This window comes from Duganella aquatilis, assembly GCF_009674565.1.
GTDB classification, from domain to species: Bacteria; Pseudomonadota; Gammaproteobacteria; order Burkholderiales; family Burkholderiaceae_D; genus Rugamonas; species Rugamonas aquatilis.
In genome coordinates, this window is record NZ_WKJL01000023.1 from 23,528 (window position 1) to 46,394 (window position 22,867).

General features: G+C 64.2%; 20 protein-coding genes and 1 tRNA gene. All 21 read right to left on the reverse strand.

Going from position 1 to position 22,867, the window contains the following annotated elements; all coding sequences use genetic code 11:
* Positions 1–10 precede the first annotated feature (10 nt).
* On the reverse strand, positions 11–1,096 hold the full coding sequence (gene nuoH, locus GJ698_RS23920) for an NADH-quinone oxidoreductase subunit NuoH (RefSeq protein WP_154360379.1): 1,086 nt from the start codon (positions 1,094–1,096) through the stop codon (positions 11–13).
* A complete protein-coding gene (gene nuoG / locus GJ698_RS23925; RefSeq protein ID WP_154360380.1) occupies positions 1,096–3,414 on the reverse strand; it encodes an NADH-quinone oxidoreductase subunit NuoG in 2,319 nt (772 codons plus the stop codon). Before nuoG ends, nuoH begins: the two co-directional genes overlap by 1 nt.
* Positions 3,415–3,436: 22 nt before the next feature.
* Complete coding sequence (gene nuoF / locus GJ698_RS23930) at positions 3,437–4,732, reverse strand: NADH-quinone oxidoreductase subunit NuoF (RefSeq protein ID WP_154360381.1); 1,296 nt, start codon at positions 4,730–4,732, stop codon at positions 3,437–3,439.
* Entirely contained in the window at positions 4,729–5,208 is a 480-nt protein-coding gene (nuoE, locus tag GJ698_RS23935) for an NADH-quinone oxidoreductase subunit NuoE (RefSeq protein WP_072780611.1), read from the reverse strand. Before nuoE ends, nuoF begins: the two co-directional genes overlap by 4 nt.
* 17 nt (positions 5,209–5,225) lie before the next feature.
* A complete protein-coding gene (locus GJ698_RS23940) occupies positions 5,226–6,479 on the reverse strand; it encodes an NADH-quinone oxidoreductase subunit D (protein ID WP_154360382.1) in 1,254 nt (417 codons plus the stop codon).
* On the reverse strand, positions 6,479–7,072 hold the full coding sequence (locus GJ698_RS23945) for an NADH-quinone oxidoreductase subunit C (RefSeq protein WP_154360383.1): 594 nt from the start codon (positions 7,070–7,072) through the stop codon (positions 6,479–6,481). Before GJ698_RS23945 ends, GJ698_RS23940 begins: the two co-directional genes overlap by 1 nt.
* Positions 7,073–7,089: 17 nt before the next feature.
* Positions 7,090–7,566: a NuoB/complex I 20 kDa subunit family protein gene (locus GJ698_RS23950; RefSeq protein ID WP_008450353.1), complete on the reverse strand. Its 477-nt coding sequence runs from the start codon at positions 7,564–7,566 to the stop codon at positions 7,090–7,092.
* Between the two features lie 3 nt (positions 7,567–7,569).
* Positions 7,570–7,929, reverse strand: a complete 360-nt coding sequence (locus tag GJ698_RS23955) for an NADH-quinone oxidoreductase subunit A (protein ID WP_160991434.1) — start codon at positions 7,927–7,929, stop codon at positions 7,570–7,572.
* A gap of 162 nt (positions 7,930–8,091) precedes the next feature.
* Positions 8,092–8,176, reverse strand: a tRNA-Leu gene (locus GJ698_RS23960).
* A gap of 183 nt (positions 8,177–8,359) precedes the next feature.
* A complete protein-coding gene (gene secG, locus GJ698_RS23965; RefSeq protein ID WP_154360384.1) occupies positions 8,360–8,752 on the reverse strand; it encodes a preprotein translocase subunit SecG in 393 nt (130 codons plus the stop codon).
* A 71-nt stretch (positions 8,753–8,823) separates the two neighbouring features.
* Positions 8,824–9,570, reverse strand: a complete 747-nt coding sequence (gene tpiA / locus GJ698_RS23970; protein WP_154360385.1) for a triose-phosphate isomerase — start codon at positions 9,568–9,570, stop codon at positions 8,824–8,826.
* 125 nt (positions 9,571–9,695) lie between these two features.
* Positions 9,696–10,676: an NAD(P)H-quinone oxidoreductase gene (locus GJ698_RS23975; RefSeq protein ID WP_154360386.1), complete on the reverse strand. Its 981-nt coding sequence runs from the start codon at positions 10,674–10,676 to the stop codon at positions 9,696–9,698.
* A 162-nt stretch (positions 10,677–10,838) separates the two neighbouring features.
* Positions 10,839–11,447 (reverse strand): tetratricopeptide repeat protein, encoded by a 609-nt coding sequence (locus GJ698_RS23980; RefSeq protein WP_154360387.1) that lies wholly within the window; start codon positions 11,445–11,447, stop codon positions 10,839–10,841.
* Between the two features lie 34 nt (positions 11,448–11,481).
* The gene (locus GJ698_RS23985) at positions 11,482–12,249 is read right to left on the reverse strand and encodes a GIN domain-containing protein (protein ID WP_154360388.1); all 768 of its coding nucleotides are present in this window, start codon (positions 12,247–12,249) and stop codon (positions 11,482–11,484) included.
* Between the two features lie 127 nt (positions 12,250–12,376).
* A complete protein-coding gene (locus GJ698_RS23990) occupies positions 12,377–13,489 on the reverse strand; it encodes an acyltransferase family protein (RefSeq protein WP_154360389.1) in 1,113 nt (370 codons plus the stop codon).
* Between the two features lie 28 nt (positions 13,490–13,517).
* Positions 13,518–15,011, reverse strand: coding sequence for an ATP-binding protein (locus GJ698_RS23995; protein ID WP_154360390.1), 1,494 nt, complete (start codon positions 15,009–15,011; stop codon positions 13,518–13,520).
* Entirely contained in the window at positions 14,974–15,681 is a 708-nt protein-coding gene (locus tag GJ698_RS24000; RefSeq protein WP_371865427.1) for a response regulator, read from the reverse strand. Before GJ698_RS24000 ends, GJ698_RS23995 begins: the two co-directional genes overlap by 38 nt.
* A complete protein-coding gene (locus GJ698_RS24005; protein WP_371865428.1) occupies positions 15,653–16,975 on the reverse strand; it encodes an ABC transporter substrate-binding protein in 1,323 nt (440 codons plus the stop codon). Before GJ698_RS24005 ends, GJ698_RS24000 begins: the two co-directional genes overlap by 29 nt.
* 199 nt (positions 16,976–17,174) lie before the next feature.
* Entirely contained in the window at positions 17,175–19,733 is a 2,559-nt protein-coding gene (locus tag GJ698_RS24010; protein WP_154360391.1) for a family 20 glycosylhydrolase, read from the reverse strand.
* Positions 19,734–19,827: 94 nt separating this feature from the next.
* Positions 19,828–21,078, reverse strand: a complete 1,251-nt coding sequence (locus GJ698_RS24015) for an ABC transporter substrate-binding protein (RefSeq protein ID WP_154360392.1) — start codon at positions 21,076–21,078, stop codon at positions 19,828–19,830.
* Positions 21,079–21,130: 52 nt separating this feature from the next.
* Positions 21,131–22,843, reverse strand: a complete 1,713-nt coding sequence (locus GJ698_RS24020; RefSeq protein ID WP_154360393.1) for a hypothetical protein — start codon at positions 22,841–22,843, stop codon at positions 21,131–21,133.
* Positions 22,844–22,867 lie beyond the last annotated feature (24 nt).

Sequence of the window (22,867 nt, forward strand, 5' to 3'; positions counted from 1 at the left end):
TTACTTCCAGTTACTTCCAGATATTCCAGGAGGTCTGCATCCAGCCAGCCACGAACACCAGATACACCAGCGTCAGCGGGATGAACACTTTCCAGCCCAGGCGCATGATCTGGTCATAACGGTAGCGCGGGAAGGTACCACGCACCCAGATGAAGACCGACACCAGGAAGAAAGCCTTGACGAACAGCCAGAAGAAGCCACCGAAACCGCCCCAGAATTCAAGGAAGGCAAACGGCGCCGACCAGCCGCCCAGGAACATGATGGAACCCAGCGTGGCGATCAGGATCATGTTGGCGTATTCGGCCAGCATGAACATGGCGTAGGCCATGCCCGAGTATTCAACCATGTGACCGGCAACGATTTCCGACTCGCCCTCGACCACGTCGAACGGGTGGCGGTTGCACTCGGCCAGGCCGGAAGTCAGGTAGACCACGAACAGCGGCAGCAGCGGCAGCCAGTTCCACGACAGGAAGTTCAGGCCGTGTTCGACCATGACGCCCTTCTGCTGGCCCAGCACGATGTCGCCGAAGTTCAGCGAACCGGACACCATCAGCACGACCACCAGCACGAAGCCCATCGGGATTTCGTAGGAAATCATCTGCGCCGAGGCGCGCATCGCGCCCATGAACGAGTACTTCGAGTTCGACGCCCAGCCGGCGATGATGATGCCGTAGACTTCCATCGAGGTGATCGCCATCAGCAGCAGCAGGCCGGCGTTGACGTTGGCCAGCACCGCTTCAGGACCGAAAGGCACCACCGCCCAGCACGCCAGTGCCGGCATGATGGTCATGATCGGGCCGATGACGAACAGGCCTGGATTGGCCTTGGCCGGGGTGATGATTTCTTTGAACAGCAGTTTCAGCGCATCGGCGATCGGCTGCAGCAGGCCCATCGGGCCAACGCGGTTCGGGCCGACGCGGATCTGGATCCAGCCGATGAACTTGCGTTCCCACAGGGTCAGGTAAGCAACCAGACCCATCAGTGGCAACAGCACGACGACGATGCGGATCAGCGCCCAGATCAGCGGCCAGGCCGGAGCCAGCACGCTGTTCGCGCCGAGCGAATTGATGGTAGTGACGAATTCAGGCAGAGCCATTATTTACCCTCTCCTGCTTTTTCTACGGTGATGGAACCGAACATGCTGCCCAGCGCGGCGGTCGACGCGTGCGCGGCGGCCACGCGCACGGCGTTGGCAGGCAGTTTGGCGTCGACAGTGGCGACCAGGATCGCGCTGCCGGAACCCTGGCTGACCTTGACGCTGTCGCCTTCGGCCACGCCCAGCTGCTGCGCCAGCGCGGTCGACAGGTGCGCTTTCGGCGCGGCGCTGTCGCCCATCTTCTGCAGCGACTCGGCACGGCGCACGATGGCGTCGGCAAAGTAGATCGGCACGTCGGCGATACGTTCGGTACCGGTGGAGGCGGCGGTCGACGCGGCCAGCGCCACTTTCGACACGTTGTTCAGCTTGGCCGAGACGTCGAACACGCCGGCGCCCAGCACTTCGTCACGCACCGCTTCCGAGGTCTCGTAGTCGAAGCCGGTCAGGCCCAGGATGTTGCCCAAGACGCGCAGCACTTTCCATGCAGGGCGGGTTTCCAGCAGCGGCTTGACGGTGGCGTTGAAGCTTTGCGCGCGGCCTTCGGCGTTGACGAAGGTGCCCGAGGTTTCGCTGAATGGCGAGACCGGCAGCAGCACGTCGGCGTAGTCCATGCCATGCTTGAACGGCGACAGCACCACCACCATCTCGGCCTTGTTCAGCGCGGCGATGGCGGCTTGCGGGTTGTGCGCGTCCAGTTCCGGTTCGGCGTTCAGCAGCACGTAGGCCGATTTGGCTTCGGTGAACACTGGCGCCTTGCCGGCATTGGCGTTGGCGATGTAGGCGCCGACGGTGTTGGCGGCTTCGGTCAGGTAGCCCAGCTTGGCGCCGGTCTGTTCCGCGATCCACTGTGCGGCGGCGTGCAGCGCGGCGGCTTGCGGGTGCTGGGTTGCAGCGTTACCCAGGAACACGCCCTTGTTCTCGCCCGAGATCAGCGAAGCGGCGATCGCGGCAGCGGCGTCCGACGCCTGTACGCCTTCGAAGCCGGCAGGCACTGCCACTTCCTTGGCCTTGGCGACAGCCACCACCACTTGCGACAGCGCCGACAGCCACTCCGATGGCGCAACGATCAGTTTGTTGGCGACGTTCATCAGCAGGTCGTCGTCGGTTGCGCTCAGCAGGGACAGCTTGGCGCCGCCCTTCACTGCCGTGCGCAGACGGGTAGCCAGCAGCGGGTGATCTTTACGCAGGAACGAGCCGATCACGAAGGCGCGGTTCAGCGCGCCGAATTCGGTGATCGACATGCCCAGCCATGGGGTCACGTCCGACGAGAAGTCGGTGTGGCGCAGGCGGGTGTCCACGCTGTCCGAACCCATGCCGCGCACCAGTTTCTGCAGCAGGTGCAGTTCTTCCAGCGTCGAGTGCGGGGTCGCGACCGCGGCCAGCGCGTTGGCGCCGTGTTCGTGACGGATGTTTTTCAGGCCGTGCGCGACATATTCCAGCGCGGTCTGCCAATCGACTTCCTTCCACTCGCCGCCCTGCTTCAGCATCGGCTGGGTCAGGCGGTCGGTGGTGTCCAGGCCTTCGTACGAGAAGCGGTCCTTGTCGGAAATCCAGCACTCGTTGACGGCGTCGTTTTCCAGCGGCAGCACGCGCTTGACCTTGCCGCCCTTGACCTGAACGATCAGGTTGGCGCCCAGGCCGTCGTGCGGCGAGACCGATTTGCGGCGCGACAGTTCCCAGGTACGGGCGCTATAGCGGAACGGCTTCGACGTCAGTGCGCCAACCGGGCACAGGTCGATCATATTGCCGGACATTTCCGAGTTGACGGTCTGGCCGACAAACGCGGTGATTTCCGAGTGTTCGCCGCGGCCGATCATACCCAGCTCCATCACGCCGGCCACTTCCTGGCCGAAACGTACGCAGCGCGTGCACTGGATACAGCGGGCCATTTCCTGCATCGACACCAGCGGGCCGGCATCCTTCGGAGCAACAACGCGCTTGTCTTCTTCGTAGCGCGATTCGCCCTTGCCGTAGCCGACGGCCAAGTCTTGCAGCTGGCACTCGCCGCCCTGATCGCAGATCGGGCAGTCCAGCGGGTGGTTAATCAGCAGGAACTCCATCACCGACTTCTGTGCCTGCACGGCCTTGTCGGAGTGGGAGTGCACAATCATGCCTGCCGAGACCGGCGTTGCGCATGCTGGCAAAGGCTTGGGCGCCTTTTCCACTTCGACGAGGCACATACGGCAGTTTGCTGCGATCGACAATTTCTTGTGATAGCAGAAGTGCGGAATGTAGGTTCCCAATTTGTTGGCGGCGTCCATCACCATGCTACCAGCAGGGACTTCGACTTTTTTGCCGTCTATTTCGATTTCAACCATGGTGATCGTTACCTGACGCAGCTTAGATATAAGCGGGCACGCAGCATTGCTTGTGCTCGATATGGTGTTCAAATTCTTCGCGGAATTGCTTGATGAACGCACGCATCGGCATAGCCGCCGCGTCGCCCAGCGCGCAAATCGTGCGGCCCTGGATGTTGTCGCAGATCGAGTTCAATACGTCCAGATCCGACTTGCGGCCCTGACCGTTTTCGATACGGTGGATCATGCGATACATCCAGCCCGTACCTTCGCGGCATGGGGTGCACTGGCCGCACGATTCTTCAAAGTAGAAGTACGCCAGACGTTCCATTGCCTTGACCATGCAGCGCGTCTCGTCCATGACGATGACCGCGCCCGACCCCAGCATCGAACCCGCTTTCGCGATCGAATCGTAGTCCAGGTCGGTTTGCATCATGATCTCGCCGCGCACCACTGGCGCGGACGAACCGCCAGGGATCACAGCCTTGATCTTTTTGCCGCCGCGCATGCCGCCTGCCAGTTCCAGCAGTTTGGCGAACGGCGTGCCCAGTGGCACCTCGTAGTTGCCCGGACGCTCGACGTCGCCCGAGATCGAGAAGATCTTCGAGCCGCCGTTGTTCGGACGGCCGATCGCCAGGTACTTCTCCGGGCCCATGTTCAGGATGAACGGCACGGCGGCGAAGGTTTCGGTGTTGTTGATGGTGGTCGGCTTGCCGTACAGGCCGAACGACGCCGGGAACGGCGGCTTGAAGCGCGGCTGGCCTTTTTTGCCTTCCAGCGATTCCAGCAGCGCGGTTTCCTCGCCGCAGATGTAAGCGCCGTAACCGTGGTGCGCGTGCAGCTGGAAGCTGAACTCGCTGCCGAGGATCTTGTCGCCCAACATGCCGGCGGCGCGCGCCTCTTCCAGCGCCTCTTCAAAGCGGGTGTACACCTCGAAGATCTCGCCGTGGATGTAGTTGTAGCCGACCGTGATGCCCATCGCGTAGGCGCCGATGGCCATGCCTTCGATCAGCGCGTGCGGGTTGTAGCGCAGAATGTCGCGGTCCTTGAAAGTGCCTGGTTCGCCCTCATCTGAGTTACATACCAGGTACTTCTGGCCAGGGAACTGGCGCGGCATGAAGCTCCATTTCAGCCCGGTAGGGAAACCCGCGCCGCCGCGGCCGCGCAGCGACGAGGCTTTGAGGTCGGCGATGATCTGTTCCGGGGTGATTTTCTCTTCGATGATGCGGCGCAGGGCGCTGTAGCCGCCGCGCTTGACGTAGTCTTCCAGATGCCAGTTATCGCCGTTCAGGCCGGCCAGGATGACTGGATCGATGTGTCGGTCGTGGAGTGACGTCATTTCTTCAATTCCTCCACCAGGGAGTCGATTTTGTCGTTGGACATGAAGCTGCACATGCGGTGATTGTTCACCAGCAGCACCGGTGCGTCGCCGCAGGCGCCCATGCACTCGCCTTCCATCAGCGTGAACTCGCCGTCCGCCGTGGTGTCACGGTAGTCGATGCCCAGCTTCTGTTTCAGGTGGTGCGCCGCGCGCTCGCCGCCCGACAGGGCGCAAGGCAGGTTGGTGCACACGGTGATCTTGTGTTTGCCGACCGGCTTCAGGTTGTACATATTGTAGAAGGTCGCGACTTCCTGCACGGCAATCGCCGGCATGCGGATGTAGTCGGCCAGTTCCTGCATGGTTTCAGGCGAGACCCAGCCCAGTTCGACCTGGGCGTGCGCCAGCGCGGCCATCACGGCCGATTGGCGCTGATCGTCTGGGTACTTGGCCAGCTCGCGATCGATTTTTTTGTAGCACTGCTCAGATAACAACATACTTTTGCCTCTCGCACTTAGCGGTCAATACTGCCGAACACGATGTCCTGCGTACCAATGATGGTGACGGCATCGGCAATCATGTGGCCACGCGCCATTTCATCCAGCGACTGCAAGTGTGCGTAGTCTGGAGCGCGCAGTTTCACGCGGTATGGTTTGTTGGCGCCATCCGACACCAGGTAGACGCCGAACTCGCCTTTCGGATGTTCCACTGCGGAGTAAGCCTCGCCCGGTGGGACGTGGAAGCCTTCAGTGAACAGCTTGAAGTGGTGGATCAGCGATTCCATGTTGGTCTTCATGTCCACGCGGCCCGGCGGCGCGACCTTGCGGTTGCTGGTCATGACAGGACCCGGGTTGTTGCGCAGCCATTCGACGCACTGCTTGATGATGCGGTTCGACTGGCGCAGCTCTTCCACGCGCACCAGGTAGCGGTCGTAGCAGTCGCCGTTGGTGCCGATTGGAATATCGAAGTCCATCAGGTCGTACACTTCGTACGGCTGGTGCTTGCGCAGATCCCACTGAATGCCCGAACCGCGCAGCATGGCGCCGGTAAAGCCCATCGCTTTCGCATCTTCCGGCGACACCACGCCGATGCCGACGGTACGCTGTTTCCAGATACGGTTGTCGGTCAGCAGGGTTTCGTATTCGTCGACATAGGTCGGGAAACGCGCGGTGAACGCTTCGATGAAGTCCAGCATCGAGCCCTGACGGTCCTTGTTCAGGTTGTCGATGGCCTTGGCCGAACGGATGATCGATGGCTTGTGCTGCGGCATCGCGTCCGGCAGATCGCGGTAGACGCCGCCCGGACGGTAGTAGGCCGCGTGCATGCGTGCGCCCGACACCGCTTCGTAGCAGTCGAACAGGTCTTCGCGGTCGCGGAAGCAGTACAGGAACGGGCCCATGGCGCCGACGTCGAGCGCGTGCGCGCCCAGCCACATCAGGTGGTTCAGGATGCGGGTGATCTCGTCGAACATGACGCGGATGTACTGCGCGCGCAGCGGCACTTCGATGCCCATCAGTTTTTCGATGGCCATGACGTAGGCGTGCTCGTTGCACATCATCGACACGTAGTCCAGGCGGTCCATGTACGGCACCGACTGCAGGTAGGTCTTCTGCTCGGCCAGCTTCTCGGTGCCGCGGTGCAGCAGGCCGATGTGCGGGTCGGCGCGCTGGATCACTTCGCCGTCCAGCTCCAGCACCAGGCGCAGCACGCCGTGCGCGGCCGGGTGTTGCGGGCCAAAGTTCAGGGTGTAGTTCTTAATCTCAGCCATTATTTAATCCCGTAGTTTTCTTCGCGGATCACACGCGGCACGTTTTCACGCGGCTCGATGGTGACCGGCTGGTAGACCACGCGCTTCTGCTCAGGGTCGTAGCGCATTTCGACATAGCCCGACACCGGGAAGTCCTTGCGGAACGGGTGGCCGATGAAGCCGTAGTCGGTCAGGATGCGGCGCAGGTCGTTGTGGTTCTCGAACAGGATGCCGTACATGTCGAAGGCTTCGCGCTCGTACCAGTTGACCGCACGCCACAGCGGGGTCACGGACGGCAGCAGCGGCATGTCGTCGTCGGCGCAGAACGCGCGCACGCGCACGCGCCAGTTGTGCGTCACCGACAGCAGGTGCACGACCACCGCGAAACGCTGGCCGTCCCAGGCGCCGTCGCCGTAGTTCAGGTAGTCCACGCCGCACAGGTCGATCGCCTGATCGAAGCCCAGCGTGGCGTCGTCGCGCAGCGTCTGCATCACGCCGTAATAGTCGGCCGCCTTCACGGTCAGGGTGATTTCACCCAGTGCGACGACGGTAGTAACGCGTTCGCCCAGGGCAGTGCCGAGGGCGGTTTGGAGTTGTTCCAGATGAGTAGTCATGTGTTGTAGCGCCCCCGTTAGCGTGCGATCGTGTTGGTGCGCTTGATCTTGTTCTGCAACTGCATGATGCCGTACAGCAGGGCCTCAGCGGTTGGCGGACAGCCTGGCACATACACGTCGACCGGCACGATGCGGTCGCAGCCGCGCACCACGGAGTACGAGTAGTGGTAGTAGCCGCCGCCGTTGGCGCAGGAACCCATCGAGATGACCCAGCGCGGCTCCGGCATCTGGTCGTAGACCTTGCGCAGTGCCGGGGCCATCTTGTTGCACAGCGTGCCGGCCACGATCATCACGTCGGATTGACGTGGCGATGGACGGAACACCACGCCGAAGCGGTCCATGTCGTAACGGGCAGCGCCCACGTGCATCATTTCGACCGCGCAGCAGGCCAGACCGAACGTCATCGGGAACATCGAACCCGTGCGCGCCCAGTTGATCAGCTTGTCGGCCGAGGTGGTGATGAAACCTTCGTTTAATACGCCTTCAATAGCCATGGCTTATTCCCAATCAAGGGCACCTTTCTTCCAGATATACCAAAAACCGACCACGAATTCGGCGATGAACACCATCATCGTAACGAAGCCCTGCCAGCCCAGTTCGCGCATGGATACGCCCCACGGGAAGAAGAATGCCGTTTCCAGATCGAACAAAATAAAGAGGATTGCGACGAGGTAGTAACGCACGTCGAATTTCATGCGCGCGTCTTCGAACGCTTCGAAGCCGCATTCATACGGGGACAGCTTGGCTGCGTCGGGCTTTTTCGGGCCCAGGAGATGGCCCAGCACTTGGGGAGCGATACCTACGCCGAGACCGACGAGGATGAACAACAGGACGGGGAGATAATTTTCGAGGTTCACGATTGATGAGCTTATATTGAACGATCAGGTTAAAGGACACATCGCGCTGTTCTGCGGTGCGCTTAACGTTCGCCCCAATCGTAAAACTGCTCTGACCAGGATCGAACGACACATCCTCGTAAAAAAGCCAGCTTGGTACCACCCTTGCTGGCCTATATTTTCTGGTGCCGACGACGAGACTCGAACTCGTACAGCTTGCGCCACTACCCCCTCAAGATAGCGTGTCTACCAATTTCACCACGTCGGCATAAGGCCGTTATTTTACTTCCTTTTCACGCGGTTGTTAATCCGTATTGCGTCAAAACAAGAAGAAAAACGATAATTCTTTAACTAAATTGATGTACTAAAGTTTTTCGCTACGATACTGCCAAAACAATGTGCAAACAACTTAAAAAATTATCAACTGCGCCTAATTAACTACACAATTATATTACTTTGGGATGGAGTTTGCAGGAGCCGGTGCAGGCGCTGCGACCGGAGCCGAGGCGGCCGGGGCGGCTGGCGTTGCAGGAATGGCATTGGCCGGGGCTGGCGCGGCGGCGGCCGGCACCTTGTCCATCACACCACCGCTGACGTTGTTGGTCTGGTGGGTGGTGATGTACGACAGGGCCAGCGTGGCGCTGAAGAAGATGGCGGCGGCCACGCCGGTCGACTTCGACATGAAGTTCGACGAGCCGGTGGCGCCGAACAGGCTGCCGGACGCGCCCGAGCCGAAGGCGGCGCCCATGTCGGCACCCTTACCGTGCTGAAGCAATACCAGACCGATAATGGCGATTGCCGATACGACCTGCACGATGATAACCAGATTGAACAAGGAGCTCATGTTATTCCATTCCAAATTAAAAGTTTTGTATCGTTTTGTTTCTACTGCGCTTTTACACTTACGCGTAACGCTTAAACCGCCTGAATAATCCCGAGAAAATCAGTCGCCTTTAATGCCGCTCCGCCGATCAGGCCACCATCGATATCCGGTTGTGCCATCAATTCTTTTGCATTCTCCGGCTTCATGCTGCCGCCGTAGAGTATCTGCACGGTTGCCGCAGCCGCCGCATTCTTGTTTGCCAGGCAGTTGCGCAGGAAGCGGTGGGCATCCTGCGCGATCTGCGGCGTGGCGGTCTTGCCGGTGCCGATCGCCCAGACCGGCTCGTAAGCCAGCACGATACTCGCCACCTGCTCCACCTGCAGCGCATCGAGCACGGCCTGCAGCTGGGCGCAGATCACGTCCTCGGTCTGCCCTGCCTCGCGCTGCGCCAGCGATTCGCCCACGCACACCACCGGCGTCAGTCCGGCGGCCAGGGCCACCACCGCCTTCTGCGCCACCAGCGCATTGCTCTCCTGGTGGTAGGCGCGGCGCTCGGAGTGGCCGCACAGCACATAGGTCGCGCCGAAGTCGCGCAGCATCGCGGCCGCCACCTCGCCGGTGTAGGCGCCGCTGGCGTGCACCGACAGATCCTGCCCGCCCCACGCCAGTTCCGTGCCTTCCAGCTCGGCCTGGCACTGCGCCAGGTACGGCGACGGCACGCAGACGGCGCTGTCGGCGCCAAAGTCGTTCAGGCCGGCGACGATGCCGGACAACAGTGCCGTATTGGCGGCGCGGTTGCCGTTCATTTTCCAGTTCCCGATTACGAGTTTGCGACGCATGGCTAGCCTAAAGGTTAATAACCCGCCATTTTAACGCGCGCAAAGAAGCACGGTCAAACAGGCAAAGCGTAGCCCCGGCTCAACAAAACCGTAAATTTACTACGCATTTTACAACGAATTGGCCTTTAGATCACCTGCAACATGATTTTGCCGACGTGCGAGCTGCTCTCCATCAGCGCGTGGGCGGCGGCGGCCTGCTCCAGCGGGAAGACGGTGTGGATCACCGGCTTGAGCTTGCGCTCGGCCATCATCGGCCACACGCGTTCCTTGAGTTTTTTGGCGATCGCGCCCTTGAATTCCACCGAGCGCGGGCGCAAGGTGGAGCCGGTGACGGTCAGCCGGCGGCGCAGCACCTGGGCCATGTCGAGCGTGGCCTTGCCGCCGCCCAGCGTGGCGATGATGGCGATGCGGCCATCGTCCGCCAGGCAGGAAACCTCGCGTGGCAGGTAGTCTCCGGCCACCATGTCGAGAATCACGTCGACGCCGCGATCGTTGGTCAGCGACTTGACGACGGCGCCGAAGTCCTCGGTTTTGTAGTTGATGCCGCGCTCGGCGCCGAGCTTCATGCAGGCCGCCACCTTGTCGTCCGAACCGGCGGTGGCGAACACCCGGTGGCCCATGGCGCTGGCCAGCTGGATGGCGGTGACGCCGATGCCGGAGCTGCCGCCCTGGACCAATAACGTCTCGCCGGCGGTCAGCTGGGCGCGGTCGAAAACGTTGCTCCAGACTGTGAAGTAATTTTCCGGAATTGAGGCGGCTTCGAGCATCGACCAGCCTTTCGGGACCGGTAAAACCTGCTGTATTGGTGCAACAACGTACTCGGCATAGCCGCCGCCCTGCACCAAAGCGCAGACGTGGTCGCCGATATCGAGGGTGGTGTAGTCCAGATCGCCGTCGACGATTTCGCCGGCCACTTCCAGGCCGGGGATGTCGGACGCGCCCGGCGGCGGCGCGTAATTGCCCTGGCGCTGGAACACGTCGGGGCGGTTGACGCCGGCCGCGTGGACCTTGATCAGCACCTCGCCGGCCTTGACGACGGGCATGGGGCGTTCGCAGAGTTTCAGGACATCGGCCGGGCCGGGCTGGGTGATTTCAATCGCGCGCATGGGGTGCCTTTCAGGGAAAGCACGATTTTACCCCGCACGGCGATCCGTCACAGGACAGCGCCCTTTTGAAAAATTCTCCCGCACGGCGAGCCGTCGCGGAGTCTGACCCCGCATGGGGTCAGACCCCTCTGTCGCTGGTGGGTGGAGGCGCCGCGATGGGTATCAGCCGCCGCCCGTCCGCGACTTCTGCGGCAGCGGTGTATTCGGTTTCCACGCCGCCGACAAGGCCTGCCCCTCCTCGATCTGCTCCTGCGTCATGCCGCGCGCCACCTGCCCGCGCTGCTCGGCCGCGTTGGCCGAGCCATTCGCCGCCGCCAGGTTCCACAACATATAAGCAATCACATTATCCTGCGGCACCCCGCCCATGTGATAGCGGTACATCAGCCCCAGCACCTGCTGCGCCTGCGGATGGCCCTGCTCGGCCGCCTTGCGGAACCAGCCCACCGCCTGCTTGTGGTCCTGGATCACCGCGTTGCCGGTGTAATACATGGCGCCCACCACGTACTGGGCGTCGGCCTTGCCCTTGAGCGCGGCCTTGCGGTGCCATTCCAGCGCAATCTTGTAATCCTGCGGCACGCCGCGCCCCATGTAGTACATCAGGCCCAGCAGATGTTCGGCATCGGCATTGCCGGCTTGCGCCAGCGGCCGGATTTCTTTCAACGCCACCGCGTAATTCTTGTTGTTGTACGCGGTCGCCCCTTCGGCGAATCCTGCCATCGCGGCTTGTTGCCAGCCTAGTGCGACGACGATCGCTAGTATGAATTTTTTCATATCGCGTTATATAAGGTGTGCTTATTTGGAGAGCTTATTTCCAGCTGACTTTGCCCAGGCCGTCCACGCTGACGTTGCGGTTCAACGGCTTGCCATAAACAATGACCGATCCCAGGCCGCTCAAGTTCAACGTCGCGTTGGCCTTGGCATTGACGGTGGCGTTGCCCAGGCCGCTCAGGTCGACATCGACCGACTCGGCCTGGAACTGCTGCGCGTTCAGGCTGCCGACGCCGCCCAGGTTGGCTTTCAGCAACTTGCTGCGACCGCCCAGCGTGATGTAGCCGGCGCCGCGCAGGTCAAGGTCGGCCTCGTCGTTTTCACTGATCCACAGGTTCATGCTGCCGACGCCGCCCAGGTTGGCCTTCAGCACGCGGTAGTCGCCCACCACCTTCATGCTGCCGGCGCCGTCCATGGTCAATTCCAGCAGTTCGCCGCTGAAACCGTTGATCTCGGTCGAACCGACGCCTTCCGACACCACCTGGCGCAGATTCGGCAGGATCAGCTCGGCGCGGGAGGTGGAGCGCCCGACCTTGATGCCGCGCGCCTCGCTCTCCAGGTGCAGGGTGTCGCCGCTCTGCGAGGCGGTCAGCTTGTCCAGGTAGCGCTTTTCGCCGCTGACCTTGAGCGAGGCCGTGTCGCCCTGGCGCAGCTTGACGTCGATCACGCCGTCCAGCTTGACCCGCACCACGCGGGCGTCAATCGTGATCATGCGCGTCTCGGTGACCTCGTCGGCTGCTTCGGCACGGCCGAACAATGCGCAAAACGCGGCAAACAGCAAACCGAACTGGAAAAGCTTGTTCATTATCGAATCCTCTGATGTTGATGAGTAATCATAACCGCCGGGCAGCAGCCAGCACCCCGAATTGCGACGAAATGCACAAAACGGGCACTGGACGACCAATTCCGGGGACTAGCCCTCCCCGGCGGTTTTACAGTTTGATGTAGATTTTCCGCCGGTCCAGCAGGTAGCCGACCAGCCAGCAGCCCAGCATGTAGACCGCCGCCCACAGCAAAGTGCCGTTGTACGTCCCGGCCCACGGCCGGAACAGATTCAGGTAGACCCAGTCGAACACCGACAGGCCGCCGATCCGGAAAAGGAAGAACAGGGTCGCCACCAGCTCGCTGAGCAGGTAGATGAACAACGTGTTGCGGCCGAAGACCTCGAAGAAGTAGGTCCAGCCGCGCTGGCCGCGCAGGTCGATCACGTACAGCAGCAGCGCCAGCACGCCCAGGTCGATGGCGATGGTGATCAGGGTGTAGGAGCTGGTCCACAGCTTTTTATTCAGCGGGAACACGCTGCTCCAGGCCAGCGCCAGCAGCGCCAGCACGGCGCCGGCCATCATCAGCCGCGCGATGCTCTCGTAGCTGGCGCCCAGCCGCCGCACCAGCCGCCCGGCGAAATAGCCGGCCAGCACATTGACGATGGACGGCAGCGTGCTGAGTATCCCTTCCGGGTCGAAGGCCACGCCCTCGCCGTGGTACATATGGGCCTCGCCCAGCACCAGCAGGTCCAGCTTGCGCTGGGCGTTGCCGGCCAGCGTGTAGTCGCCGAAACCGGCCAGTAGCGCCCAGTAGCCGAACAGCGCCAGCAGCGCGAACACGACGGCGCCCTTGGCGCCGCTGTAGTGCAGCAGCAGCGCGGCGGCGCAGTAGCCCAGCGCGATGCGCTGCAGGACGCCGAACACGCGCGTGCCGGAAAGCGGCAGCATGCTCACCGAGCCGCCGTCGACGCCGACGAAGGGGAACCAGTACATCAAAAAGCCGCACAGGAAGATCAGCGCGGTGCGGGTGCAGATCTTCTTCAGCACCGCCGCCTCGCCCATGCCCTGGTACTTCTCCAGCGTGAAGCTGAGCGCCGTGCCGACCACGAACATAAAGGTCGGGAACACCAGGTCGGTCAGCGTCAGCCCGTGCCAGTCGGCGTGCAGGAAAGGCGCGTAGGTGGTGGCCGGCGATCCCGGCATGTTCACCATGATCATCAGCGCGACCGTCAGGCCGCGCAGCACGTCGATGGCTTGCGAGCGTTGCTGCTGTATCGTCATTGAAGCGCCTTTCAGGTGGTGGTTGCGTTCAGGCCGGCAGGCGGATGACGGCGTTCAGGCCGCCCTGCGGATGGTTCTCCAGCAGCAGCTGGCCGCCGTGCGCCTCGGCGATGCTGCGCGCGATGCCGAGGCCGAGTCCCATGCCGCCGTCGTTCTGCTCGCGGCCATGGGCCAGCCGCACGTAGGGATCGAACAGGCTGGCGAAAGCGTCGTCCGGCACGCCCGGACCGTGGTCGCGCACGGCGATCGCCAGCGCGCCCGGCTCCTCGCTGACGCCGATCTCGGCGCGCTCGCCGTAGAACAGCGCGTTGTCCAGCAGGTTGCCGATGGCGCGCTTCAGCGCCAGCGGCTTGGCGCGCACCGTCAGGCCGCTGGGCTGGTAGGCCACCACGTGCCCGGCCAGCTGGGCGCTGCGCACCAGCCGGCCCAGCAAGGCGTCCAGCTTGACCTCGGCCGGATTCTCGTGGATGTCGGTGTCCTTCACGCATTGCAGCGCGCCCTTGACCATCATGTCCAGTTCATCCAGGTCTTCCTCGAACTCGTTGCGCAGCGCTTCGTCGTCCAGCAGCTCGGAGCGCAGCTTGAGGCGCGTGATCGGCGTGCGCAGGTCGTGCGAGATGGAGATGAACAGCCGCTCGCGGTCCTCGATGTAGCGCTGGATGCGCTCGCGCATGGCGCTGAAGGCGCGCGCGGTGTTGATGAACTCGCGGCTGCCCGTTTCCGGCAGCGGCGACGCGCCCTCCTCGTGCCCCTGGCCAAAGGCTTCGGCGGCGTCCGACAGCGCCGCCAGCGGACGCGTGATCGAGCGCACCACCAGCAGGCACAGCAGCAGCACCACCGCCAGCGACAGGCCCTGCAGCGTCAGCCGGTCCCACGCGAACGGATCGTTACTGCTCAGGAAATACGGATTGGGCATCAGCGCCGCCATGTACAGCCAGTTGCCCGGCTCGATCTCGGTCTGGATCACCAGGATCGGCGCCGGATCGGGTTGCAGCAGCAGCACGTGCTGCACCCAGGCGTCCGGCAGGTCGTTCAGGCGCACGTCGTGCTCCGCCACCACCAGTTGGTCCGGCCAGGCGAAGGCCAGCTCGAAGCCCGGCGAATGCGGCAAATCGGTCTTCAGCGTTTCGCGCACGGTGGCGATCACGCTTTGCGCCAGCGGGTGCGGCGCGATCTGCGTGATCGGCACATACGCATGATTCAGGTTGACGAAGAAGCGCGTGCCGCCCATTTCGCGCAGCTGCTGGATGATCAGCATGCGGTAGGCCGGCGGCAGGCTGCGGAAGAAGCGGATGGCGCCAGCCGCGCTGTGCGCCACGTACTGCGCCGCCGACTGCGCCTCCACCTGCGACTTGGCGCGCAGCTGGCTGGCCCAGATCGCGCTGGCGGCCAGCTGCGTCACCAGCACGCCGGCCACCATCACCAGCGTCAGCCGTCCCAGCAACGACGCCGGCCACAGCCGCCGCAGCCTGTCGCCGACGCGCTTAAGCACTGGACACGCTGACGTCGGCGGAGAACACATAGCCGGCGCCGCGCACGGTCTTGATCAGCGCCGGCTGCTTGCCGTCGTCGTTCAGGCGCAGCCGCAGGCGGCTGATCTGCACGTCCAGCGAGCGGTCCAGCGGGCCGGCGTCGCGGCCGCGGGTTTCCTCGCACAGCACGCTGCGGTCGAGGATCTGGCCCGGATGCTCGGTGAAGTATTTGAGCAGCTGGAAATCCAGTCCGGTCAGCACCACCGGCTGGCCGGCGCTGTCGGTCACCTTGCGCTCCTTCAGGTCCAGCGTGAAGCCGACAAAGCGGTAGTAGCGCGCGGCCGGCGTCTCCACCGCGCTGCGGCGCAGGATGGCCTTGATGCGCGCCAGCAGCTCGCGCGGACTGTAGGGCTTGGCGATGTAGTCGTCGGCGCCCAGCTCCAGGCCGACGATGCGGTCGGTCTCGTCCGAGCTGGCGGTGAGCATGATGATCGGCACATTCGATCCCTGGCGCACCTGCTTGCACAGCACGAAGCCGTCGGTGTCGGGCAGCATCACGTCGAGGATCACCAGCGACAGCTGGTCCGTGTGCGCATGCAGCTCGGCTAGGAAGCTCTCGCCGTTGTGCGACAGGATCACCTCGTACTGGTTTTTTTCCAGGTAGGTTTTCAGCAGCTCGCGGGTCTTTTGGTCATCGTCTACGATCAGTATCTTGCGCACCTGGCGCTCCTTGGCTTCTGAGATTGAATAGTCGGAATAAGGCGCCCAGGCGCCGCTGGGCGTCGGCCGCCTGCGCCCGGTCGTCGAGGAAATAGCGGTGCACCTCGGCGATGATGGCGTCGCGGCTGGCCTCGTCGGAGGCCATGCGGTGCACCAGGCTGGGCGCCTGCACCGCCGCGCCCTTGCCGAAAATGCTCCAGGAGGCGCGCGCGCAGCTGTCCATGCGCGCCGGGTCGGCGTCGCGCCGCACCGGCACGCCGCCTTTCAGGGCGTTGAAGTCGGCCTGCAGCGCTGGCGTCAGCAGCAGCCGCGCCATCTTTTCCTGCGCCGGCATATGGCGGTAGTCGCCGGCGAACATGGCCAGCGTGTCGACGCTGTACAGGTGGTAGTTGCCGGTGCCCGGCGCGGCGGCGCAGCCGTAGTCCTGGTCGAGCGCCATGCCGCGTTCGGTCAGTTCGGCCTTGGCCCAGTCGCCCATGATCAGCATGCCCGCCTGGCCGCGCGCGAACTGCGCCACCACCTCGGTCCAGGGCCGCTCGTCGAGCTGGCCGCGTACCCAGCCCTTGATCGCGCGCAGGCGCTGCAGCGCGTTGGCGGTGCGCGGGTCGGCCGCCGCCGCCGGGCTGCGCTGCACGAACAGCTGGCGATAGAATTCCGGGCCGCTCTCGGCCAGCACCAGGTTCTCGAACAGCGCCGCCACCTGCCACGCCTCGCTGCTCTGCGCCAGCGGCTGCACGCCGGCCGCGCGCAGGCGCTGCGCGGCCGTCTCGAATTCATGCCAGGTCTGCGGCGGCGCCAGCTTGAGCTGGGCGAACAGCGCGCGGTTGTAGTACAGCGTGTTGACGCGGTGGATGCCGAGCGGCGCCGCCACCACGTGCTTGCGGTGCTGGATCAGGTTCTGGATGGTGGGGAACAGAAAACTGTTCCAGTTGCCGGCGGCGGCCACGTTGTCGAGTTCCAGCAGCAGGCCCATGTCGGCCCACTCGGCGATCGAAACGCCGATGATCTGCGTGACTTCCGGCGCGTCGCCGGCCAGCACGCGGCCTTTCAGCACCTTGCCGGCGCCCAGGCCGGCGCCGCCGGGAATCGCGGCGTCCTGCCAGTCGATGCGTTCCTCGGCCATGCGCGCCGCCAGCAGGTCGGCGGCCTTGCGCTCGCTGGCGGACGTCCACCAGTGCAGCACCTGCAGCGTGGATGGCGAGGCGGCGGCCGCCGATGGCGCGGCGCCTATCATCTGGGCGGCGGCCAGCGCGCCGCCGTTGCCGGCGCAGACCGCGGCCAGCAGGCCGAACACCCAGGCGCGCCGGGTCTGCGGGCGGCGGAAGCGCGAACGAAAGCGTAACCAATCGGAGCAATGCGTGTAGCAAAACCAGCTTACTTTTCCTATCGACGCTATCACTCAATATCCCGCAGAAAAAATTGATTATAACGAAGAAGCCCGCCGGCGGGGACACGACGGCGGGCCTTGCGGCCATATGCGGCGCTGCTTGCTATCAACGTTCCAGCCGCGCCACCAGTCCGCTCCTGCCGTTGCGGTCGAAGGCCGCCACCTGGATCACGCCGCGCGCGGCGATCGGCCCCGTCACCAGCGGGCTGGCGGCGGTCGGCGCGCTGCCGTCCGTGGTGTAGCGCAGCGTGACGCCCGGCAGCACATGGTTGACCAGCACCCGGTCGCCATCCAGCAGCAGGCCCGGCGGCGCGATGCGGTAGGCCACGCCGGCCTGCTCCAGGTCCAGGCGCGGCAGCACGCGTTGGCCCAGCTGATTGACGAAGCCGGACCAGTCGCGCCGGTGCACCGCGGCGGCCTTGGCGGCGTCCGGCTCGGTGGCCCAGGCCGGATCGGGCGCCCAGCCGCGCTCGGCCACCGCCAGCAGGCGCGGCATGACCAGGTAATCGATGCGGGCCGGATCGCGCACCGTTTCGGTAAACAGCGTCGCCTCCAGCCCGCGCACGCGACGCTTGCCGTAGTCGGTCAGGCCGTCCTTGCCGAGGCGCTGGGCGTCGCTGGCGTTCTTCAGGTAGTCGAACGGAATGAAGTCGTACACCGTATCCAGCTCGACGTAATCGCCCCAGTTGACGCCCGGCTCGTCCGGGTTCGGGTTATACGACATGTCCATATACATCTTGGTCACCGGCGCCAGCACGATGTCGTAGCCGGCATTGGCCAGGCGGTAGGCCAGATCCTCGGCGCCCTCGGTGTTGTTCCAGACATAGGCGCTGAAGCCGCGCTGCGTAAAACGCGGATTCGGGATCAGCTTGTGCTGGCCGCGCAGCATGGTCTTGCGCGACGCGATCTCTTCCCAGCCGGAGGTGAACAGGCCGTGCTTGTGCAGGATGCCGTCGACGCGGTCGTAGAAATAGTCCCACAGGTCGGCGCTGGTTTCCAGATTGTGCTTCTTCATCTGCGCCAGCGCGGCCGGCGATTTTTCCCAGGCGCCGTTCGGCAGTTCGTCGCCGCCCATGTAGATGGTGTGCAGCGGCACGCCGGCCTCGCGGTGCAGCGCCACCACCTGCGTCACCACGTGTTCGATGAAGGTGAAGCTGGACTCCAGGCCAGGATTCAGCACATGGTCGTTGTACAGCTGCGGTGACTTGTAGACCGAGCGGTCGTTCAGATCGTTCAGCAGGTACTTGTCGGCGTCCTTGCCGCCGGCCGCTTTCAGGCGGTGGTAGCGCGCTTCCATGGCCTGCACGGCCGCGCGCGCGTGGCCCGGCATTTCGATTTCGGGGATCACCTCGATGTGGCGCGCCGCCGCGTAGCGCAGGATCTCGATGTAGTCGGCGCGGCTGTAGTAGCCGCTGCCGTGCGGATCGCTGGCGTCCGGGCCGGAGCCGTAGGCCGGCTGCAGGCGCACGCCCGGCTTGGCGCTGTGGCCGCGCACCGCGCCGATGCTGGTCAGCTCCGGCAGGCCGGCGATTTCCAGGCGCCAGCCTTCATCCTCGGTCAGGTGGAAGTGGAATTTGTTCAGCTTGTAGCGCGCCATCAGGTCCAGCCACTTGAACACGACCTGCTTGTTCTGGAAGTTGCGGCTGACGTCCAGCTGGAAACCGCGATAGCCGAAGCGCGGCGCGTCGGTGATGCTCACCTCGGGCAGCGACAGCGCGCCGGCGCCGGGCAGCGGCAGCAGGTCGCGCAGCGTCTGCAGGCCGTAGGCGACGCCGGCGGCGCTGTTGCCGACGATGGCGATGCCCTTGCCCGCGTCAATGTTCAGGGTATAGGCTTCCGGCGAAGTTTGGCCGTCCACCTTGCCGACGTCGAGACGCAGCGCCGGGCCACCGGCCGCCAGGCTGGCCGGGAACAGCGTGCGCGCCAGCGCCGCTTCGGCCGCCAGCGCGGATGCCGCCTGCACCATCGGACGAGCGGTCAGCGCCAGCTTGCCGGCGCCGGCCTGCAGGTGCAGCGGCGTCGGCAGCACCAGCGGCACCTCGGCTGCCGGCAGCAGGTCGGCGCGGGTGTTGCGGCGATAGGTATCTTGCGGCGTCACCACCGGTGCGGCGCCGCTATTGCCCTTGTCCAGTTGCTCCGGCCGCGTCACCGGCAGCAGCTGGAAATCGGCGATGGCGGTGCCGACGTCGGGCGCGGCGTCGTACACCAGGTAGGGGCCGATCGGCGCCTTGGCCATCTTGATGATCAGGCCCGGATGGTAGTAGACGATGTCCAGCGTCTGTCCCGGCGCCAGGCCGGCGAAGTCCGGCGCCGGGCGCAGGCGGAACAGGCTGCCCGCCACCTGCTCGATCACCAGCTTGCTGGGCAGCGTACCGGTTTCCACGCCGTCCATGCAGTTGAAGTACAGCGACCAGCCTTGCGCCGGCAATGGCCGACTGTCCTTGTTCGTGAGGATAAAACGCGTCTGCGTGCGGGTGGACTGCGCGGTGAACAGCGGCCGCTGCACTTCCCAGCGCAGCTGCAGCCGGGCGCCGCTGGCGTGGTCGTTCAGCGCCGCCGGCGACTGCTGCGCCGGCACGGCCTTGTCGGCGGCGGCTTGCACCAGCGGCGCGATCAGCAGCAGCGAGGTCAGCGCGCAGGCGCCATATAGTTTTCGATTATCCAAGAGTCTCTCCAAATCCAGCCAAAAAACGACCGGCGCCGCGCCCGGCGCCGGTCCAAAAATTCACACTCATCGAGGGGAGGGATAAAGTGTGACACTACTTTTGCTGTGGCTTGTACCACTTGGCAAAACCGTTCTGCAACCTGGCGGCGGCCTCCTTCGGCGCCAGGCTGCCATTCAACACTTGCGCGTTGATGCTCCAAAGTTCGCTTTCCATGCTGGGCTGGCCACGGTTCAGCACTTGCGCGTTGAAGCGTATCGTCGAGGCGCAACTGTTGCGCCACTCGGCCATCTGCTTGGCCACCGGGTCGCGCACCGCGATCAGATGGTTGGACAGCGTGAAGAAGCCCGTCAGCCGGTCGGTATAGATGTTCGCGAATTCCTGCGAGCCGACCCACGCCAGGAACTTGTAGGCGTCGTCCTTGTTCTTCGATTTGCGGTTGACGCCGATGCCCAGGTCCATGTGGTCGGAAATGAAGCACGGGTCGCCGTTCCTGCGCACCGGCGGCGCAAACGCGCCCAGCTCCAGGCCCGGCGTCTGGCTGAAATGCGCGATGTCCCACGAGCCGGTCGGATAGATCGCCGCCCTGCCCGCCGCGAACTGCGCCTGGCTGTCGCCGTAGGTCTGGCTGCTGGCGTTCCTGCCCAGGTAGCCGCCCATGCGCGCTTCGAACTGCAGGGCCTCGACATACGGCGCGTCGGTCAGCCTGGCCTTGCCGCTGATCAGCGCCTTGCGGCCTTCCTCGCCGCGCCAGAAATTCGGGCCGATGTTGGTGTACACCATCTGGCTCGCTTCCCACTGCTCGGCGGTGCCCAGCGCCAGCGGCGTGACGCCGGCCTTCTTCAGCACGTCCAGCACGGTGAAGAAATCCGCCACCGTCTTGGGCGGCTGCAGGTCCAGCTGCTTGAAGATCTTCTTGTTGTACAAAAAGCCGTGGATGACCGACGCCACCGGCATGCAGAAGGTGTCCTTGCCGTTGTCGGTCTGCCACGCCAGCATCGCTGTCGGCGCGAAATTCTGCATGCCGGGCTTGCCGTCCAGCTTTTCCAGGTGCCCCTTCTGGTACAGCGACAGCGACGCATCGAACGGCCGGCAGGCGATCAGGTCGCCGGCATTGCCGGCCGCCAGCCGCGCCGCCAGGGCGGCATCGTATTCGGTCGGCGCGGTCGGCGCGAACTTGACCTCGATGCCTGGATGGTTGCGCTCGAACGCGGGGATCAGCACTTTTTCCCACAGCGTCTTGTCGTCCACCCGCCAGCTTTCGATCACCAGCGTGCCCGCGTCGGCGGCCGTCGCCGCGCACAGGGCGAACGGCAAAGCGTATCGAAGCATCCGGCGTAATGGCATCTGTCTGTCTCCTGTTGATATTGGCTGGGCCTGCGCCCATCTTAGCATTGCGTTAATAATGCGCGTACGGGTTTTTGCCCTGGTTGGCGTAGTACAGCCAGGCGGTGCCGGCCACGCTGCCGGAGCTGGTGAAGTCCGCATTGCTGTTCTGCGTCGCATACGGCATGTTGTGCAGCTTGTCCACCATGTAGTTCATCGATTCCAGGATGTCGCCGGCCGTGTTGCCGGCGCAGGTCATGCTGGCGGCGCCCTGGCGCATCGCCATCACAGCGCCCAGGCTGCCCTCGCTCCAGACGAACGGCGCCGACGACGGCACGTTGTCGTAGATGACGTCGTAGAAGCCGACCACGCCGGTGACCTTGCGCGACGGGTAATCCAGCTTGCCGGCGACGTTGAAGTAGTCGCACATGGCCGGCAGCGCGGCGGCGAAGTTCTGGCCGCTGCTGCCGGTGTTGCCCAGCGCCAGCAGCGACCACGAATAATTATCGAGATAGCGCTCGCTGGTGTTCAGCGTCTGCGTGTTGGCGTCGAAACCGCCGAGGAAGCGCGTGCCGTTCCACAGGCTCTCGGACATGCTGCGCAGGTTGTTGGCGGCGGTCAGGTACTGGCTGCCGCCGTTGAGCGCATAGTATTGGTGCATGCTGGCGTAGGCGTCGAGCTGGTGCTCCAGTGCAAAGATGCCGCTGCGTCCCGCCACGTAGTTGGTCGGCGCGAAGCGCAGGCCCTTGCGGCTGACGCCGTTGATGGTGACGTTGACCAGCTCGCCAACCAGGTAGTTGTGCAGCCTGGTCGACATCGCCAGGTATTTGGTGCTGGCGAAGGCCTTCTGGTAGGCGTTCAGCGCCATGCCGAACCAGGCGTTGGAGCCGGCGATGCGCATGTCGACGCCGGGATTGCCGTCCTCGCCATCGGTCAGGTAGGAAAACACCCAGGCGCCCGACGCGCCTTGCAGCTTGGCCATGGCGTTGATGATCAGGTCGGCGTGCGCCTGGTCGCCGGCCTGACTGAAGGCGATCACCGCCAGCGCCTGGTCGTACAGGAAGGCCGAGTCCATGTCGCGGAAGCTGCGGATCAGCCGGCCGTCGCCGTACGGGCCGCCGCTGATCAGCGGCGTGTTCATCATGCTTTGCAGGCCGGCGATCTGCGCGTTGGCGGAGCTGGTCGCGGCCGGGAAATAGGCGGCCGTGTAGGCGGTCAGCGCCGACGGCGTGACCGGCAGCGACAGCTTGGTCGTGGTGGTGATCACGCCATTGCAGGTGGCGGCTGTCGCATTGCAGTTGGACGCCGACAGCGGATTGTAGGTGCTGGGATACAGCGCCAGCACGGCGCGGTCGGCGGCGCCCACCGAACGCGGCAGCGTGACCGTGAAGGTGCCGTTGGCGGCGATGCTGACCACCGCGTCGGCCTGGAAGTAAAACACATCGTTATGCAGGAACACGCCGATGCGGTAGTTCTGCACGCTGCCCGCGGGCAGCGTGTGGGAGCCGCTGAAGATCGTCTGGGTGGCCGACTGCGTCAGTTGCGAGACGCCAAAGGTGACCGCGGGCGCCGCCGCCAGCGGCGGTTCGTTGTACGGGAAATCCAGTCCCGACCACACCGGCCACGGCGACCTGGTCACCGCCGCCGTAGTCGCCGCCGCCGCCGCCGCCGCCATCGTCTGCCGCTGCTGCGGCGCGCTGTCCGCCGTATCGCCGCCGCAAGCGGCCAGCACCATCAATGCCGCGCCGGCGGCCACAGTCCACACACCACTCAGATTTTTCTTCATGCCATGCTCCCTTGGGTTTAACGA